The 17,323-nt window shown below is 61.5% G+C and carries 15 protein-coding genes; 11 read left to right on the forward strand and 4 right to left on the reverse strand.

What is annotated here, in order from left to right; genetic code table 11:
• Positions 1–16 precede the first annotated feature (16 nt).
• Positions 17–2,272, forward strand: a complete 2,256-nt coding sequence (locus AC07VV_RS01005; RefSeq protein ID WP_495034887.1) for an Orn/Lys/Arg family decarboxylase — start codon at positions 17–19, stop codon at positions 2,270–2,272.
• A 14-nt stretch (positions 2,273–2,286) separates the two neighbouring features.
• Positions 2,287–2,901: a GNAT family N-acetyltransferase gene (locus AC07VV_RS01010; RefSeq protein ID WP_495034888.1), complete on the forward strand. Its 615-nt coding sequence runs from the start codon at positions 2,287–2,289 to the stop codon at positions 2,899–2,901.
• Here the strand turns inward: AC07VV_RS01010 and AC07VV_RS01015 are convergent.
• Together AC07VV_RS01015 and AC07VV_RS01020 are read right to left on the reverse strand one after the other, a co-directional pair.
• A complete protein-coding gene (locus tag AC07VV_RS01015; protein WP_495034889.1) occupies positions 2,867–3,760 on the reverse strand; it encodes a LysR substrate-binding domain-containing protein in 894 nt (297 codons plus the stop codon). The two genes, AC07VV_RS01010 and AC07VV_RS01015, sit on opposite strands and share 35 nt — an antisense overlap.
• A gap of 85 nt (positions 3,761–3,845) precedes the next feature.
• Positions 3,846–4,082, reverse strand: a complete 237-nt coding sequence (locus tag AC07VV_RS01020; RefSeq protein WP_085733066.1) for a hypothetical protein — start codon at positions 4,080–4,082, stop codon at positions 3,846–3,848.
• Between the two features lie 185 nt (positions 4,083–4,267).
• Here AC07VV_RS01020 and AC07VV_RS01025 point away from each other — a divergent pair, with 185 nt between their 5' ends.
• The 3 genes from AC07VV_RS01025 (at position 4,268) to AC07VV_RS01035 (ending at position 7,396) form a co-directional block, all read left to right on the forward strand.
• Positions 4,268–4,828 carry an NADPH-dependent FMN reductase gene (locus tag AC07VV_RS01025; protein WP_096820540.1) on the forward strand — a complete coding sequence of 187 codons (561 nt, stop codon included), beginning with the start codon at positions 4,268–4,270 and terminating at the stop codon, positions 4,826–4,828.
• 114 nt (positions 4,829–4,942) lie between these two features.
• A complete protein-coding gene (locus AC07VV_RS01030; protein ID WP_495034890.1) occupies positions 4,943–6,046 on the forward strand; it encodes a DUF2855 family protein in 1,104 nt (367 codons plus the stop codon).
• Positions 6,047–6,112: 66 nt separating this feature from the next.
• Positions 6,113–7,396, forward strand: coding sequence for an arsenic transporter (locus tag AC07VV_RS01035; protein ID WP_495034891.1), 1,284 nt, complete (start codon positions 6,113–6,115; stop codon positions 7,394–7,396).
• Here AC07VV_RS01035 and AC07VV_RS01040 read toward each other — a convergent pair.
• Complete coding sequence (locus tag AC07VV_RS01040) at positions 7,393–8,343, reverse strand: DUF1853 family protein (protein WP_495034892.1); 951 nt, start codon at positions 8,341–8,343, stop codon at positions 7,393–7,395. The two genes, AC07VV_RS01035 and AC07VV_RS01040, sit on opposite strands and share 4 nt — an antisense overlap.
• A gap of 116 nt (positions 8,344–8,459) precedes the next feature.
• Between AC07VV_RS01040 and AC07VV_RS01045 the strand changes: the two genes are divergently transcribed.
• From AC07VV_RS01045 to pepN, 6 genes are read left to right on the forward strand one after another with little or no spacing between them, the layout of a single operon-like run.
• Entirely contained in the window at positions 8,460–9,350 is an 891-nt protein-coding gene (locus tag AC07VV_RS01045) for an NAD(+) kinase (protein ID WP_085733063.1), read from the forward strand.
• Positions 9,347–10,321, forward strand: a complete 975-nt coding sequence (locus tag AC07VV_RS01050) for a metallophosphoesterase (RefSeq protein WP_371858325.1) — start codon at positions 9,347–9,349, stop codon at positions 10,319–10,321. The genes AC07VV_RS01045 and AC07VV_RS01050 overlap by 4 nt, the downstream gene beginning before the upstream one ends.
• Positions 10,318–11,187 (forward strand): rhomboid family intramembrane serine protease, encoded by an 870-nt coding sequence (locus AC07VV_RS01055; RefSeq protein WP_495034893.1) that lies wholly within the window; start codon positions 10,318–10,320, stop codon positions 11,185–11,187. The genes AC07VV_RS01050 and AC07VV_RS01055 overlap by 4 nt, the downstream gene beginning before the upstream one ends.
• Positions 11,188–11,218: 31 nt before the next feature.
• Positions 11,219–11,479: a YeaC family protein gene (locus AC07VV_RS01060; RefSeq protein ID WP_007956913.1), complete on the forward strand. Its 261-nt coding sequence runs from the start codon at positions 11,219–11,221 to the stop codon at positions 11,477–11,479.
• Positions 11,476–12,306 carry a DUF2797 domain-containing protein gene (locus AC07VV_RS01065; RefSeq protein WP_495034894.1) on the forward strand — a complete coding sequence of 277 codons (831 nt, stop codon included), beginning with the start codon at positions 11,476–11,478 and terminating at the stop codon, positions 12,304–12,306. The genes AC07VV_RS01060 and AC07VV_RS01065 overlap by 4 nt, the downstream gene beginning before the upstream one ends.
• A gap of 10 nt (positions 12,307–12,316) precedes the next feature.
• Positions 12,317–14,974, forward strand: a complete 2,658-nt coding sequence (gene pepN, locus AC07VV_RS01070) for an aminopeptidase N (protein ID WP_495034895.1) — start codon at positions 12,317–12,319, stop codon at positions 14,972–14,974.
• 66 nt (positions 14,975–15,040) lie between these two features.
• Here the strand turns inward: pepN and katG are convergent, their stop codons facing one another.
• Positions 15,041–17,314 (reverse strand): catalase/peroxidase HPI, encoded by a 2,274-nt coding sequence (gene katG, locus AC07VV_RS01075; protein WP_495034896.1) that lies wholly within the window; start codon positions 17,312–17,314, stop codon positions 15,041–15,043.
• Positions 17,315–17,323: the final 9 nt, after the last annotated feature.

The raw sequence follows: 17,323 nt of genomic DNA on the forward strand, positions 1-17,323 counted from the left end.
CAGGACACTGAGCCCCATGTACAAGGATCTGAAGTTCCCGGTATTGATCGTCCACCGCGACATCAAGGCCGATACGGTTGCCGGCGAACGCATTCGCGGCATCGCCCATGAACTGGAGCAAGAAGGTTTCAGCATCGTTTCGGCCACGGATTACACCGAGGGCCGGCTGGTGGCATCGACTCATCATGGTCTGGCGTGCATGTTGATCGCCGCCGAAGATGCCAGCACCAATTCCCATTTGTTGCAGAACATGGCCGAACTGATCGGTCTGGCCCGGGTGCGGGCGCCGGACTTGCCGATCTTCGCGCTCGGTGAGCAGGTCACTTTGGAGAACGCCCCGGCCGATGCCATGGCCGAGCTCAATCAGTTGCGCGGCATTCTCTATCTGTTCGAAGACACGGTGCCGTTTCTCGCCCGCCAGGTGGCGCGGGCGGCGCGCAAGTATCTGGATGGATTGCTGCCGCCGTTCTTCAAGGCCTTGGTGCAGCACACGGCCGATTCCAACTATTCCTGGCACACCCCGGGCCATGGCGGCGGCGTGGCGTATCACAAGAGCCCTGTGGGGCAGGCGTTTCACCAGTTTTTCGGCGAAAACACCCTGCGTTCAGATTTGTCGGTGTCGGTGCCGGAGCTGGGTTCACTGCTCGATCACACCGGCCCGTTGGCCGAGGCAGAAGCGAGAGCTGCGCGCAATTTCGGCGCCGATCACACCTTTTTCGTGATCAATGGCACCTCGACCGCCAACAAGATCGTCTGGCATTCCATGGTCGGGCGCGACGATCTGGTGCTGGTGGATCGCAACTGCCACAAGTCGGTGTTGCACGCGATCATCATGACCGGGGCGATTCCGCTGTACCTGTGCCCGGAGCGCAACGAGCTGGGGATCATCGGCCCGATTCCGCTGAGCGAATTCAGCCGCGAATCGATCCAGGCCAAGATCGACGCAAGCCCGCTGACCAAGGGCCGCGAGCCGAAAGTCAAACTGGCGGTGGTCACCAACTCCACCTACGACGGCCTCTGTTACAACGCCGAACTGATCAAGCAGAGCCTGGGCAACAGCGTCGAAGTCCTGCATTTCGACGAAGCCTGGTATGCCTATGCGGCGTTTCACGAATTCTTTGCCGGACGCTACGGCATGGCCACCTCGCGCAGTGCTGACAGTCCGCTGGTGTTCACCACCCATTCCACACACAAATTGTTGGCAGCGTTCAGCCAGGCTTCGATGATTCATGTGCAGGACGGCGGGGCGCGGCAACTGGACCGTGACCGGTTCAACGAAGCGTTCATGATGCACATCTCGACGTCGCCGCAGTACAGCATCATCGCCTCGCTGGACGTGGCCTCGGCCATGATGGAAGGCCCGGCCGGTTGTTCGCTGCTTCAGGAAACCTTCGATGAAGCCCTGAGCTTTCGCCGGGCGCTGGCCAATCTGCGTGGGCACATCGACGCCAACGACTGGTGGTTCTCGATCTGGCAGCCGCCGGGTGTCGAGGGCATCGATCGGGTGCAGACCGAAGACTGGCTGCTGAAACCCGAAGCGGACTGGCACGGCTTCGGCGAGGTCAGCGACGACTACGTCCTGCTCGACCCGATCAAGGTCACTCTGGTGATGCCAGGCCTGACCGCCGGCGGCGCGCTGAGCGACAAGGGGATTCCGGCGGCGGTGGTCAGTCGTTTCCTCTGGGAACGCGGGCTGGTGGTGGAGAAAACCGGGCTGTATTCGTTCCTCGTGCTGTTCTCGATGGGCATCACCAAAGGCAAGTGGAGCACGCTGTTGACCGAACTGCTGGAGTTCAAGCGCAGCTACGACGCCAATGTCAGCCTCGACACCTGCCTGAAGTGTGTCGCCCAGGAAGCTCCGGCGCGCTATCGCGGCATGGGCCTGCGCGATCTGTGCGATCAGCTCCACGCCTGTTACCGCAGCAACGCCACCGCCAAACACCTCAAGCGCATGTACACCGTGCTGCCGGAAATCGCCATGAAACCCGCCCATGCCTATGATCAACTGGTGCGCGGCGAAGTCGAGGCGGTGCCGATCGATGAGCTGGATGGCCGGGTCGCGGCGGTGATGCTGGTGCCGTATCCGCCGGGAATTCCGTTGATCATGCCCGGCGAACGTTTTACCGAATCCACTCGGTCGATCATCGATTACCTGAAATTTGCCCGCACGTTTGATGCGAGTTTTCCGGGATTCGTGGTCGATGTGCACGGACTGCAACACGAAGATGAGGGCAATGGACGGCACTACACCGTCGATTGCGTCAAGGAATGAGGGCGTTTCCCAGTATGCAACCGGTCATGAATCCAAAATACCCAGGGCTGTCGGTGCGCGTCGCCGACGACGGCTTTGCCGCTTATATCTGGGGCAGTGATTTCAGTTTTGAGGTCGCGGCCTATGGCGCGGCCGAAATCGGCAAACCCGTCGCGCAGTGGGGCGTGACGCCCATCGTGCCGTACCGCAAGTGCTACGGCATCGATCCGGAGGAGTTCAGCAGTTTCCGCGATGCTGCCGACAGTGCGATTTTCATGGCGTATCTGGAAGATCAACCGGTGGGGCATCTGGTGATCAGCACCAACTGGAACGGTTTTGCCCACATCGATGAACTGGCGGTGCATGCGCCGGCCCGGCGTCACGGTGTGGCCAAGGCATTGCTGGATGTGGCGCAGTTCTGGAGCCGCAAGAAAAAACTGCCGGGGATCATGCTTGAAACCCAGAACAACAACCTCGGTGCCTGTCGTTTATATGAGCGTTGCGGTTATGTGATTGGTGGCATCGACCATCTGCGTTATCGCGGCATCGACCCGAACACCGCCGAAGTGGCGTTGTTCTGGTATCGAATATTCGATAATCCGCTGGAAAACCTGGTCAGCTCGCCAGCATCGCCGCGGCTTGTTCCGTGACAATGCCGAGCAGGGTCTGGACTGCCGATGGCGGCGCTGCGTGCTTGAAGGTCAGCGCGTAGAGGCTGATCGGCACCGCCGGTGACAACGGGCAGACATCGAGACCACCAGCGCGGGCGCCTAGTGCAGTGAAGGGGTCGACGATGGCCAGGCCTTCGCCGGCCTCGACCATGCTGCGCATCATCTGATGGGTCTGCACCCGGGTCTGAATGCTCGGCGCCGGGCGCAAGGCCTGAAGCTTGTGCTCCAGCGCCGGGCTCAACGGGTCCTGGCCTTCGAGGCCGACCATCGCCTGGCCTGCCAGGTCCTGCAGCGAAATGTACTTCTGCTTCGGTTGCAGCCAGCCGTGGGGGGCGAGCAATTGCAGCTTGCCTTGCGCCAGCACCTGGCAATCGATATCGGGGTGTTCGGGATCGTGCAGGCTCAGGCCCAGATCGCTCTCGCGCAGCAACAGGCTGCGAACGATGTGGCGGGTGGGCTCGCTGAGCAGCGTGCAGGGGACGTCCGGCAGGCGTCGGCGCAATGCGGCAAGGCTTTGCGGCAACAGCTGCTGTGCCAGCGGCGGGGTGCCGATAATTCGCAGAGGTGGGGCGAGGTATTGCTTGAGGCTGCTGGCCAATCGTTGCACCGGTTCCAGCGCGTCATAGATGTGGGCGATTTCGACTTGCAGTGCACGGGCTTCGGCCGTGGCCTGAAGCCGTCCGCGTACGCTGGCGAACAGCATGAACCCCAGCTGACTCTCGGCTTCGCGCAACCGCTCCTCGACATCGCCCGTCGGCAATTGCAGCCATTCGGCGGCGGTGCCCACGTGACCCGTCTGTAAAAGCGCCTGAATCACCTCGATATGACGTAAACGCATGCGTGAAGTCCATGTCCGGCCGTTGGGGTCAGTGGCTGAATCCTACCCCAACTCGGCGCGGATGACTTCTGCTCATAACAATCGGTTATGAAGCGACAGTCGGCTCGGGTTCGCGAATCAACGTGATGCCCGACTGAACCAGCAGGAACTCGTTGTCATCGACTTTATTGACGCGATCGCCAATCGCCAGTTTGTAGGTTGTAACGGGCTCCATGCCGGTGAAACCGTCTGCCGACGGGTTGGATTCCTGGAACTCATGCACGGAATAAACGCGGCCTTCCGCATCTCTTGCATGGAACTGACCGACGAGTACTGCTGCCATCTGCTTAGAACCTCTGGAGATAAAACGCTTGATTTGCGGCTTGGTAGACCGTCATCGAGCTCGGTAAGTTTTCCTACAGGAAAAAAATAATCCGGACGCGGGAAATATCCCTCGTCGTCTGGTGGAATCGTCGCTGGATCATCTATAACTACAGGCTCCTCCCACGGACAGTCGAGAGTCTTCCCATGAGCAATGTCTATAACGTCGCTGTAGTCGTCGGCAGCCTGCGCAAAGCCTCGATCAATCGCAAGGTCGCCCTGGCGCTGGCGGAACTGGCACCGGCCAACCTCAAGCTGAACATTGTCGAAATTGGCGATCTGCCACTCTATAACGAAGACATCGACGGCGATTCACCGCCGGCAGCCTACAGCACTTTCCGGCAAAAAGTGGGTTCATCCGACGCGGTGCTGTTTGTCACCCCGGAGTACAACCGTTCGGTGCCGGCACCGTTGAAGAACGCGATTGACGTCGGCTCACGGCCTTATGGCAAGAGTGTCTGGGGTGGCAAACCGGGCGCAGTGATCAGCGTTTCGCCAGGTGCCATTGGCGGTTTTGGCGCCAACCAGCATTTGCGCCAGTCCTTCGTTTTCCTCAACGTGCCGTGCATGCAGCAGCCGGAAGCCTATCTGGGTGGCGCCGGCACCGCGTTCGATGAAGCGGGCAAGTTGAACGAATCGGTCAAACCGTTCCTGCAAAGTTTCATCAACGCCTATGGGCAGTTTGTGGAACAGCACAAGAAAGTCTGAAGCCTTCAATCCCGCCCCGGGCCATGATCGGCCGCGCCTCGATGGTGTTTTCATCGGGGTGCGCGGCCTGTGACGTTTTCGCCCTCACCACTCTTCGCAGCAGGAGTCCGAACGATGCCAAGTCCGATCACGGTCACGCGACTGGTGACCCGCAAAAGTGCGCTCGACCAGAGCCGAATCGAGCAGGAACAGCGCAGTTCAGTGGCGGCTGACGGCGAGGTGATCCTGAAAGTCGATCGTTGCGCCCTGACCACCAACAATATCTCCTACGCCGCATATGGCGATTCGATGCATTACTGGGACTTTTTTCCGACAGGGCTGGCCGAATGGGGCCACATTCCAGCCTGGGGTTTCGCCGATGTGATCGCTTCCGGCGTCGAAGGCGTGGCGGTCGGCGAGCGGTTTTATGGTTACTTGCCGCTGGCCAGTCATCTGTGGGTGCGCCCTGAGCGGGTCACCGGGCGTGGTTTCCAGGACGGCACGGAGCACCGGCAGACGCTGAGCTCGGTTTACAACCAATACACCCGCAGCAGCAAAGACACGTATTACCGCCCGGCGACGGAAAACCTGCAGATTCTGCTCAAACCGCTGTTCTTGACGTCGTTGATGTTGGCGGATTTCCTTCAGGACAATCAGTTCTTCGGTGCAAGCCGTGTGGTGATTTCCAGTGCTTCGAGCAAAACCGCCTACGGCACGGCAGTGTGTCTGGCCGGCCATCTGACGCTCGAATGTGTGGCGTTGACGTCGGCCGGTAACAAAGCCTTTGTCGAAAGCCTGGGCTGCTATGGCCGGACGGTGTCTTACGCAGAGTTGTCGGAACTGGCCAATGATCGTCCGACGCTTTATGTGGATTTTTCCGGCGACCTGGGTTTGCGCGAGCGGGTGCATCAGCACTTCGCCGGTCACCTCGTCTACAGCTGTTTTGTTGGCTCCTCGCACACCACCGATGAAGCAGAACTGAGCGCTGTCGAAGGGCTTCGACCGGTGTTTTTCTTTGCCCCGATCCAGATTCGCAAGCGCAGTGTCGAATGGGGGGCGGAGCGCGTGAACCGGTACATCGGCGAAGGGTTGCAGCGGTTTTATCATCAGGTCAGCGCACCGGCCAATCCCCTGTTACGGGTGGTGGAGAGTCACGGCCTTGAGGCGGCACGGAGCGTGATTTCTCGTCTGTTTCATGGTCATATCTCACCGGTGGAGGGGCACGTGATTCGACTGTGAGTTGACGGACGGGCAGGGTGCGCTTCCTCGATACCCATTCTGCCCCCTGATCGAAGGTCGCTCTGCATGCTCACGGCTTCACTGATTTTCCTGCTGACCATCACCTTGGTGATCTGGCAACCCAAAGGCCTCGGGGTCGGCTGGAGTGCGACGTTCGGCGCGATGTTGGCGCTGATTTTCGGCGTAGTGCACCTGAGCGATATTCCGCTGGTGTGGCAAATCATCTGGAACGCCACCGGCACGTTTGTGGCGCTGATCATCATCAGCCTGCTGCTCGACGAGGCGGGTTTTTTCGCCTGGGCTGCATTGCACGTGGCGCGGTGGGGGCGGGGCAGTGGGCGCAAGTTGTTTGCCTTCATGGTGCTGCTCGGTGCGCTGGTGTCGGCACTGTTCGCCAATGACGGCGCGGCGCTGATCCTCACGCCCATCGTGATTTCCATGCTGCTGGCGCTGCGCTTTTCCCCGGCTGCGACCCTGGCGTTCGTCATGGGTGCCGGTTTCATTGCCGACACCGCGAGCCTGCCGCTGGTGGTGTCGAACCTGGTCAACATCGTCTCGGCCGACTTCTTTCACATCGGTTTCAATCGCTATGCGGCGGTGATGGTGCCGGTCAACTTCGTCAGCGTCGCGGCCACGCTGGCGGTGTTGTTATGGTTTTTCCGCCGCGACATCCCGAAAGACTACGACCCTGAACAACTCGAACATCCGGAATCGGCGATTCACGACAAAGCCACGTTCTATGCTGGTTGGGCGGTGTTGCTGATTCTGCTGGTGGGCTGTTTTGCCCTGGAGCCGCTGGGCATTCCGATCAGTGCGATTTCGGCCGTTTGCGCGGCATTGCTGCTGGGCATCGCCGCTCGCGGGCACAAGATTTCCACGCGCAAGGTGATGAAAGAGGCACCGTGGCAGATCGTGATTTTCTCGCTGGGCATGTATTTGGTGGTCTACGGACTGCGCAACGCCGGGCTCACGGATCATCTGGCCGGCTGGCTGGATATCTTTGCCGGGTACGGCGTCTGGGGCGCAGCCATGGGCACCGGCGTGCTGACGGCGCTGTTGTCGTCGATCATGAACAACCTGCCGACGGTGCTGATCGGGCTGCTGTCGATCGATGCCAGCCAGGCGACCGGTGTCGTGAAGGAGGCGATGATCTACGCCAACGTGATCGGCAGCGACCTGGGGCCGAAGATCACCCCGATCGGCAGTCTGGCGACCTTGCTCTGGTTGCATGTGCTGGAGCGCAAGGACATCCGGATTGGTTGGGGGTATTACTTCAGGGTCGGGATTGTGCTGACGGTGCCGGTGTTGCTGGTGACGCTGGCCGCGCTGGCGCTGCGGTTGAGCGTCTAACTCTGCCCGGGCACGTTCGGCCACAGATCCGAAACCAGAAACAACCGCTCGGCCTCTTCCCAGTCACCCCGGGCATTTTCGGTCAGGCGCACCATCAGTTGCGCCGGGGCCAGCGGTTCGAGTTCATCGAGCCAGGCCTGTAAATGCTCGTGGCTCCAGGTCTGATCCGCCGGGTAATGCGCCGGGGCCAGCCACGCATGGCGTGGCAGGGGTTGCCAGCGTCCGGCCGGGCGCTGGGCGACAAATGCCGGCCAATCCTTTTGATGCAACCAGCTGCCGCGCAAATGCTGCGGATGGGCGCCGCTCGGTGGCTCGGATTGTCCGGGCCATGGATACAGCAGATAACCGCCCAGCCACAACTGCGCACTGAACGTCCCGACATCCAGCGCCGCCAGGGCCTCGCGGCTTTCCGGGCGGGCGGAAATCGGCAACTGGTGTTCGCTCAGATGGGCCAGTTTGCGGTCCAGCCGATCATGGCAGCCGGGGCCGAGCCATTGCGCCGGATCACGGCCGTCACCGTTCTGCGGGCCGAGGTAGAGCTTGATCGCCAGCTCCAGGTGATGCACGCCGTCGCGGTCGCGCAGCAGCATGTCGAGTTCGCCGAGGGTGTGGCCCTCGCGGCGGATCGGCAGGTTGGCGGCGATCAGTTCGATCCCCGGCGCGTGCTCGACGGCAAACTGCCAGAGCCGTTCGTAATACAGGCCAAGGCGCCGGGTGCGGGCCTGGGACAGCCAGTGCAGCAGGCCATAGCTGTCACGGTCGAGCTCATGCAGCCAATGCGCCAGCCGTTCGGGATCGTGCACCCAGTCGCTGCCCGCCAGCGGATGGCGTTGCGGCCACGGTGTGGTGGAGAGCATCGGCGGGGCGAGGATCACCCACGCCAGATCGCGCACCTCCGGGTGGCGCAATTGGTGGGGCAACTGGAGCAAATCGGGAAATAGGATCATCTTGCGAGCATAGCCTCAAACACGGTCGCCCCCTCGGGGCTGAAAGGATTTTGTCTATCCGGCGCTTTCGCCCATAATCGTCCTTTTCGCCGTTGCAGCCCCCCCGCAGGAGTCCCATGGAGCAATTTCGTAATATCGGCATCATCGGTCGCCTGGGCAGTTCCCAGGTGCTGGATACCGTCCGCCGACTGAAACGGTTTCTGCTCGATCGTCACCTGCATGTGATCCTCGAAGACACGATCGCCGAAGTCCTGCCCGGTCATGGCCTGCAGACTTCCTCGCGCAAGATGCTCGGCGAAGTCTGCGACATGGTCATCGTCGTCGGCGGTGACGGCAGCCTGCTCGGCGCCGCTCGGGCGCTGGCCAAGCACAATATTCCGGTGCTGGGCATCAACCGTGGCAGCCTGGGCTTTCTGACCGATATACGTCCCGATGAGCTGGAAGTCGAAGTCGCCAAGGTGCTCGACGGCCATTATCTGGTGGAAAACCGTTTCCTGCTGCAAGCCGAAGTCCGCCGCCACGGCGAAGCCATCGGCCAGGGTGACGCGCTGAACGACGTGGTGCTTCACCCCGGCAAGTCGACGCGAATGATCGAATTCGAGCTGTACATCGACGGGCAGTTCGTCTGCAGCCAGAAGGCCGACGGCCTGATTGTCGCCACGCCGACCGGTTCCACGGCGTATGCGCTGTCGGCCGGTGGCCCGATCATGCATCCCAAGCTCGACGCCATTGTGATCGTGCCGATGTATCCCCATATGTTGTCCAGCAGACCGATTGTGGTCGATGGCAACAGTGAGCTGAAAATCGTCGTGTCCAAAGATATGCAGATTTACCCGCAAGTTTCCTGTGACGGGCAGAACCACTTCACCTGCGCGCCGGGCGACACCATCACTGTCAGCAAGAAAGCGCAGAAGCTGCGGCTGATCCATCCACTCGACCACAACTATTACGAAGTGTGCCGTACCAAGCTCGGCTGGGGCAGCCGCTTGGGGGGTGGAGGCGAGTGATGCTCGATCCCGCGCGTGGCTACGACCTGATCGGTGACGTGCACGGTTGCGCTCTGACCCTTGAGCACCTGCTCGACCGGCTCGGCTATCACAAACAGGCAGGCGTCTGGCGGCACCCCTCGCGTATGGCGGTGTTCGTCGGCGACATCATCGACCGCGGCCCGCGGATTCGCGAGGCGTTGCACATCGTCCACGACATGGTCGAGGCCGGTCAGGCGCTGTGCATCATGGGCAACCACGAGTTCAACGCGCTGGGCTGGAGCACGCCGGCGCCTCCGGGCAGCGGCAAGCAGTTCGTGCGTGAACACACCCCGCGTCACGCCCGGTTGCTGCATGAAACCCTGACTCAGTTCGAAGACCATCCTGGCGACTGGCACGACTTCCAGCAGTGGTTCTACAAACTGCCGCTGTTCGTCGACGCCGGACGCTTCCGGGTCGTGCATGCCTGCTGGGATGCCGGCCTGATCGAGCCATTGCGCGCGCTGTTCCCCGATGGCTGCATCGATGAACACTTCCTCCAGGCGTCGGCCGTTCCGGGCAGTTTTGCCTGCACCGTGTTCGATCGCCTGCTGCGCGGCACCGACATGCGCCTGCCCGATGGCCTGACCATGACCAGCGGCGACGGCCTGGTGCGTTCGTTCTTCCGCACCAAGTTCTGGGAAGACGATCCGCAGACCTACGGCGACATCGTGTTCCAGCCCGACGCACTACCGGAACCGGTGGCACAAAAGCCGCTGACCTCCAGCGAAAAGAATTCCCTGCTGCGCTATGGCGTCGATGAGCCGTTGCTGTTCGTCGGCCACTACTGGCGCAGCGGCAAACCGGCGCCGATCCGCCCGAACCTCGCGTGCCTGGATTACAGCGCCGTGCTCTACGGCAAACTGGTGGCTTATCGTCTGGATCAGGAAACCCGCCTCGATCCGCATAAATTTGTCTGGGTCGATGTCGAGCGGCCGGAGGTGCTGCGATGAGCGCGGTAGCGGTATTGCGTCTGCCATTGGCGGCGGACCTGAGCGGTTTCGTCAAACTGCTGCAACGGATGCAGGTGCCTCACCGCGTCAGCGAAGAGTCGGGCGAGCAGGTGCTGTGGGTGCCCTCGGAAATCAGCGAAGACGTGCGTTCGCTGTACGAGCGCTTCCCGGCAGGCGACCCGGACCAGCAACTGGATATTCCGGTGGCGCCGACGTTCAAGCGTCCGAGCTTCGCCGAGCAACTGAAACACGCCAAGGCCACCGGCTTCATCTTGCTGCTGAGCCTGCTGGTCGGCGGGCTGACGTATCTGGGCGACAACCTCGACACGATGCGCTGGCTGACCTTCCTCGATTTCCGCGTAATCGGCGACTACATCCACTTCACGCCATTGGCCGACAGCCTGGCGGCAGGGCAGTGGTGGCGTCTGTTCACGCCGATGCTGATCCACTTCGGCATCCTGCACCTGGCCATGAACGGCATGTGGTACTGGGAACTGGGGCGGCGCATCGAGTCGCGTCAGGGCAGCGTCAACCTGATCGGCCTGACGTTGCTGTTCAGCCTGGTGTCGAACTATGCGCAATTTGCGTGGAGCGGCCCGAGCCTGTTCGGCGGTCTGTCCGGCGTACTTTACGGGTTGCTCGGTCACTGCTGGATCTTCCAGCTGCTGGCGCCGAACCCGGCTTATCGTCTGCCGCGCGGCGTGCTGGTGATGATGCTGGTGTGGTTGCTGGTGTGCATGTCCGGGTTGATCTCGATGATCGGCTTCGGCGAAATCGCCAACGCCGCCCACGTCGGCGGGTTACTCATCGGATGCTTCACCGGTTTGTTGGGCGGTTTGTATAACCGCCGTAAACTGGCCGCCTGAATTTTTTGGATTAAAGAGCACGGAGACCCTGATGTCCTCTTTTAACGACCTGATCAAGAACATCACCCCGGATATCTACCAGAGCCTGAAACTGGCCGTAGAAATCGGCAAATGGTCCGACGGTGGCAAGCTCACCGCCGAACAGCGCGAACTGTCGTTGCAGGCGATGATCGCCTGGGAAATGCAGAACCTGCCCGAGGAAGAGCGCACCGGTTACATGGGCCCGCAGGAGTGTGCGTCGAAGTCGATCGAAGTGCCGAACATCCTGTTCAAGTCGGACGCCATCCATTGATCGAGATTGGCCGTGGTGCAATCAGCAAAATGTCGGCGCGCCTGGACGGGCCGAACGTGCAATACGCGTTTCGTCTGGATGACGTCGAGGTGCCGGTCAACCCGTTGATCGGCACGACGGTGCGTCTGGAATATCTCGGGGCGATCCACTGCACCCATTGCGGGCGCAAGACCAAGACCAGTTTCAGTCAGGGTTACTGCTACCCGTGCATGACCAAACTGGCCCAGTGCGATATCTGCATCATGAGCCCGGAGCGCTGCCATTTCGACGCCGGCACCTGCCGGGAACCGGAGTGGGGCGAGAGGTTCTGCATGACCGACCACGTTGTCTACCTGGCCAATTCGTCGGGGATCAAGGTCGGCATCACCCGCGCCACCCAGTTGCCGACCCGTTGGCTCGACCAGGGTGCCAGTCAGGCGCTGCCGATCATGCGCGTCGCCACGCGGCAGCAGTCCGGTTTCGTCGAAGACCTGTTCCGCAGTCAGGTGGCCGACAAGACCAACTGGCGCGCGTTGCTCAAGGGCGATGCAGCGGCGGTGGACCTGGCGCAGGTGCGTGATCAGTTGTTCGCCAGCTGCGCCGAAGGTCTGCAAGGCTTGCAGGAGCGTTTCGGCCTGCAGGCGATTCAGCCGGTGACCGACGTCGAGCCGCTGGAAATCCGTTACCCGGTCGAGCAATACCCGGCCAAGATCGTCAGCTTCAACCTGGACAAGAACCCGATTGCCGAAGGCACGCTGTTGGGGATCAAGGGTCAGTACCTGATCTTCGACACCGGCGTGATCAACATTCGCAAGTACACGGCCTATCAGCTCGCCGTGCATCAATAAGGACTTCAGCATGCGCACCGAACAACCGAAGATGATTTACCTGAAGGACTATCAGGCGCCCGAGTACCTGATCGATGAAACACACCTGACCTTCGAGTTGTTCGAGGACCACAGTCTGGTCCACGCGCAACTGGTGATGCGCCGCAACCCGGCCCGTGGCCCGGGCCTGCCGCCGCTGGTGCTCGATGGCCAGCAGCTGGAGTTGCTCTCGGTGACCCTGGCAGACCAGGAACTGAGCGCCGACGATTACCAACTGACCGAGAACCACCTGACCCTGCAGCCGGCCAGCGAAACCTTCACGGTCGACACCAGCGTCAGGATCCACCCGGAAACCAACACCGCACTGGAAGGCCTGTACAAGTCCGGCACGATGTTCTGCACCCAGTGCGAGGCTGAAGGCTTCCGCAAGATCACCTATTACCTCGACCGCCCGGACGTGATGAGCAAGTTCACTACCACCGTGGTCGCTGAGCAGCACAGCTATCCGGTGCTACTGTCCAACGGCAACCCGATCGCCAGCGGTCCCGGCGAAGACGGCCGGCACTGGGCGACCTGGGAAGATCCGTTCATGAAACCGGCGTACCTGTTCGCGCTGGTGGCGGGTGACTTGTGGTGCGTTGAAGACAGCTTCACCACCATGACAGAGCGCAACGTGGCGCTGCGCATCTATGTCGAGCCGGAAAACATCGACAAGTGCCAGCACGCCATGAACAGCCTGAAGAAGTCGATGCGCTGGGACGAAGAGGTCTACGGTCGCGAGTACGATCTGGACATCTTCATGATCGTCGCCGTGAACGACTTCAACATGGGTGCGATGGAGAACAAGGGCCTCAACATCTTCAACTCCAGCGCCGTGCTGGCTCGCGCCGAAACCGCCACCGACGCCGCGCACCAGCGGGTCGAGGCTATCGTCGCCCACGAATACTTCCACAACTGGTCGGGCAACCGCGTGACCTGCCGCGACTGGTTCCAGCTGTCGCTCAAGGAAGGCTTCACGGTGTTCCGCGACGCCGGTTTCTCCTCCGACATGAACTCGGCCACGGTCAAGCGTATTCAGGACGTGGCGTACCTGCGTACCCACCAGTTCGCCGAAGATGCCGGCCCCATGGCTCACGCCGTGCGCCCGGACAGCTTCATCGAGATTTCCAACTTCTACACCCTGACCGTGTACGAAAAGGGCTCGGAAGTGGTCGGCATGATCCACACCCTGCTGGGCGCCGAAGGCTTCCGCAAGGGCAGCGACCTTTACTTCGAACGTCATGACGGCCAGGCCGTGACCTGCGATGACTTCATCAAGGCCATGGAAGATGCCAACGGCGTCGACCTGACCCAGTTCAAGCGCTGGTACAGCCAGGCCGGTACGCCGCGTCTGGCGGTGAGCGAGTCTTACGATGCCGCCGCGAAAACCTACAGCCTGACCTTCCGCCAGAGCTGCCCGGAAACCCCGGACAAGGTTGAAAAACTGCCGTTCGTGATCCCGGTGGAACTGGGTCTGCTCGACAGCAAAGGCAACGAGATTGCCCTGCGTCTGGCCGGCGAAGCCTCGGCGCAAGGCACTACCCGAGTGATCTCGGTGACCGAAGCCGAACAGACCTTCACCTTCGTCGACATTGCCGAACAGCCGCTGCCATCGCTGCTGCGCGGTTTCTCGGCGCCGGTGAAGCTGAGCTTCCCGTACAACCGCGACCAACTGATGTTCCTGATGCAGCACGACAGCGACGGTTTCAACCGCTGGGATGCCGGCCAGCAACTGTCGGTGCAGGTGCTGCAAGAGTTGATCGGCCAACAGCAGAAGGGCGAAAGCCTGGTGCTCGATCCACGTCTGATTTCCGCTCTGCGCACTGTGCTGGCCGACCAGACGCTGGATCAGGCGATGGTGGCTGAAATGCTCTCGCTGCCAAGCGAGGCGTACCTGACGGAAATCAGCGAAATCGCCGACGTCGAGGCGATCCACACCGCTCGCGAATTTGCCCGTCAGCAACTGGCGGACAACCTGTTCGATGCCTTGTGGCAGCGTTATCAGGCCAACCGCGAGCTGTCGAAAAAGACCCCGTACGTGGCCGAAGCCGAGCATTTCGCCCGTCGCGCGCTGCAGAACATCGCGCTGTCGTACCTGATGCTCAGCGGCAAGCCCGAAGTGCTGGCGGCAACACTGGAACAGTTCGACGCCTGTGACAACATGACCGAGCGCCTCACCGCGCTGGCGGTGCTGGTCAACTCGCCGTTCGACGACGAGAAGGCCAAGGCGCTTGCCAGTTTTGCCGAGCACTTCAAGGACAATCCGCTGGTCATGGATCAGTGGTTCAGCGTGCAGGCCGGCAGCACCTTGCCCGGCGGTCTGGCGCGGGTCAAAGCCCTGATGCAGCACCCGGCGTTCAACATCAAGAACCCGAACAAGGTGCGTGCGCTGGTCGGCGCTTTCGCCGGGCAGAACCTGATCAACTTCCACGCGGCGGATGGTTCGGGTTATCGCTTCCTCGCGGATCTGGTGATCGAGCTGAACGGCTTCAACCCGCAGATCGCTTCGCGCCAATTGGCGCCGTTGACTCGCTGGCGCAAGTACGACAGCGCTCGTCAGGCGTTGATGAAAGCGGAGCTGGAGCGGATTCTGTCGTCGGGTCAGTTGTCCAGCGATGTGTACGAGGTGGTCAGCAAAAGCCTTGCCTGAAGTCTTTTCAGGGCAATAAAAAACGCCGCTCAATGAGCGGCGTTTTTGTGGGTGGGTAAAAAGCCCTTATTGGCGCAGATCAAACCGATCCAGGTCCATCACCTTCGCCCATGCGGCGACGAAGTCGTTGACGAACTGTTCCTTCGCATCGGAACTGGCATACACCTCCGCCAGTGCCCGCAGTACCGCGTTGGAACCGAACACCAGATCGACCCGGGTCGCCGTCCATTTCACGCTGCCGGTCTTGCGATCGCGACCTTCGAACTCATCCGCCGCCTTGGACGTCGGTTTCCACTCCACGCCCATGTCCAGCAGGTTGCGGAAGAAGTCGTTGGTCAGGGTGTCGGGTTTGTCGGTGAACACCCCGTGCTTCGTCTTGCCGACGTTGGTGTCCAGCACGCGGAGTCCGCCAACCAGTACGGTGAGTTCTGGCGCCGAGAGCGTCAGCAGTTGTGCCTTGTCGATCAGCAACGCTTCGGCCGGCACACGGTAAGTGTTGGCGGCGTAGTTGCGGAAGCCGTCGGTATGCGGTTCGAGGAAGCCGAACGACTCGACGTCGGTCTGCTCCTGAGTCGCATCGGTACGGCCGGGCGAGAAGGGCACCGTGACCGAATGCCCGGCGTTTTTCGCCGCATGCTCAACCCCGGCATTACCGGCCAGTACGATCAGGTCCGCCAGCGAGACTTTCTTGCCGGATGCCCCGGCGTTGAACTCGTTCTGAATGCCTTCGAGGGCTTTCAGCACCTTGTCCAGTTGTTCGGGTTGGTTGGCCTGCCAGAAGCGTTGCGGTGCCAGACGCAGACGCCCGCCGTTGGCGCCGCCGCGTTTGTCCGAACCCCGGAAAGTCGAAGCGGCTGCCCAGGCGGTGGAGACCAGTTCCGAAACGGAAAGTCCCGAGGCCAGTACTTTGCCTTTCAGCGCCCTGATATCACTGTCGTCGATCAGTGGATGGCTGGTCTCGGGAATCGGGTCTTGCCACAGCAGTTCTTCCTGCGGCAATTCCGGGCCGAGATAGCGTGACAGCGGGCCCATGTCGCGGTGGATCAGCTTGTACCAGGCGCGGGCGAAGGCATCCGCCAGTTGATCGGGATTGGCCAGGAAGCGCCGTGAGATCTTCTCGTAGGCTGGGTCGAAGCGCAGCGCCAGGTCGGAGGTGAGCATGGTCGGGTCGATGCGTTTGTTCGGGTCATGAGCATGGGGAATGGTGCCGGCCCCGGCGCCGTTTTTCGGTTTCCACTGGTGGGCGCCGGCCGGGCTCTTGGTCAGTTCCCACTCGAAGCCGAACAGGTTTTCCAGGTAGTTGTTGCTCCATTTGGTCGGAGTGGTGGTCCAGGTCACTTCCAGGCCGCTGGTGATGGTGTCGCCACCCTTGCCGGTGCCGAAGGTGCTTTTCCAGCCCAGGCCTTGTTCTTCCAGGCCGGCGGCTTCCGGTTCCGGCCCGACGTTATCGGCAGGGCCGGCACCGTGGGTCTTGCCGAAGGCGTGGCCACCGGCAATCAGGGCGACGGTTTCTTCGTCGTTCATGGCCATGCGGGCGAAGGTTTCGCGGATGTCTCGGGCCGAAGCCACGGGGTCGGGATTGCCTTCCGGACCTTCCGGGTTCACGTAGATCAGGCCCATCTGCACGGCGGCGAGCGGGTTTTCCAGATTGCGCTCGCCCTGGTTGGTGCGGCTCTGTTCATGGCCGTGCTCGGCCGGTTCGGCCACCAGCGTGCCGTCGCCCGGTTCCTGCATGGCCTCGGGGTGTTTGCCGTAACGGGTGTCGCCGCCCAGCCACTTGTTTTCCGAGCCCCAGTAGACGTCTTCGTCCGGTTCCCACACGTCGGGCCGTCCGCCGGAGAAACCGAAGGTCTTGAAGCCCATGGATTCCAGCGCGACGTTGCCGGTGAGAACGATCAGATCGGCCCAGGAAATGTTGCGGCCATATTTCTGTTTGATCGGCCACAGCAGGCGCCGGGCTTTGTCGAGGCTGACGTTGTCCGGCCAGCTGTTGAGCGGGGCGAAGCGTTGCTGACCGGAGCCGGCGCCGCCACGGCCGTCAGCGGTGCGATAGGTGCCGGCGCTGTGCCAGGCCATGCGGATGAAGAGCGGGCCATAGTGGCCGAAGTCGGCTGGCCACCAGTCCTGGGAGTCGGTCATCAGCGCCGTCAGGTCGCGTTTCAGGGCCTGGAAATCCAGGCTCTTGAAGGCCTTGGCGTAGTCGAAGTCCTGGCCCAGCGGATCGGAGGCGGGCGAGTGCTGACTCAGGATTTTCAGGTTCAGTTGATTCGGCCACCAATCGCGGTTCGTCGTGCCACCGCCGGCGGCGTGATTGAACGGGCATTTCGATTCATTTGCCATGTTCGGGTC

Source organism: Pseudomonas sp. GW821-FHT02C04 (assembly GCF_059421845.1).

Bases quoted from the DNA above. Each gene is read 5' to 3' on its own strand.
- AC07VV_RS01005 (WP_495034887.1), top strand. From the start codon at position 17: ATGTACAAGGATCTGAAGTTCCCGGTATTGATCGTCCACCGCGACATC.
- AC07VV_RS01010 (WP_495034888.1), top strand. From the start codon at position 2,287: ATGCAACCGGTCATGAATCCAAAATACCCAGGGCTGTCGGTGCGCGTC.
- AC07VV_RS01015 (WP_495034889.1), bottom strand. From the start codon at position 3,760: ATGCGTTTACGTCATATCGAGGTGATTCAGGCGCTTTTACAGACGGGT.
- AC07VV_RS01020 (WP_085733066.1), bottom strand. From the start codon at position 4,082: ATGGCAGCAGTACTCGTCGGTCAGTTCCATGCAAGAGATGCGGAAGGC.
- AC07VV_RS01025 (WP_096820540.1), top strand. From the start codon at position 4,268: ATGAGCAATGTCTATAACGTCGCTGTAGTCGTCGGCAGCCTGCGCAAA.
- AC07VV_RS01030 (WP_495034890.1), top strand. From the start codon at position 4,943: ATGCCAAGTCCGATCACGGTCACGCGACTGGTGACCCGCAAAAGTGCG.
- AC07VV_RS01035 (WP_495034891.1), top strand. From the start codon at position 6,113: ATGCTCACGGCTTCACTGATTTTCCTGCTGACCATCACCTTGGTGATC.
- AC07VV_RS01040 (WP_495034892.1), bottom strand. From the start codon at position 8,343: ATGATCCTATTTCCCGATTTGCTCCAGTTGCCCCACCAATTGCGCCAC.
- AC07VV_RS01045 (WP_085733063.1), top strand. From the start codon at position 8,460: ATGGAGCAATTTCGTAATATCGGCATCATCGGTCGCCTGGGCAGTTCC.
- AC07VV_RS01055 (WP_495034893.1), top strand. From the start codon at position 10,318: ATGAGCGCGGTAGCGGTATTGCGTCTGCCATTGGCGGCGGACCTGAGC.
- AC07VV_RS01060 (WP_007956913.1), top strand. From the start codon at position 11,219: ATGTCCTCTTTTAACGACCTGATCAAGAACATCACCCCGGATATCTAC.
- pepN (WP_495034895.1), top strand. From the start codon at position 12,317: ATGCGCACCGAACAACCGAAGATGATTTACCTGAAGGACTATCAGGCG.
- katG (WP_495034896.1), bottom strand. From the start codon at position 17,314: ATGGCAAATGAATCGAAATGCCCGTTCAATCACGCCGCCGGCGGTGGC.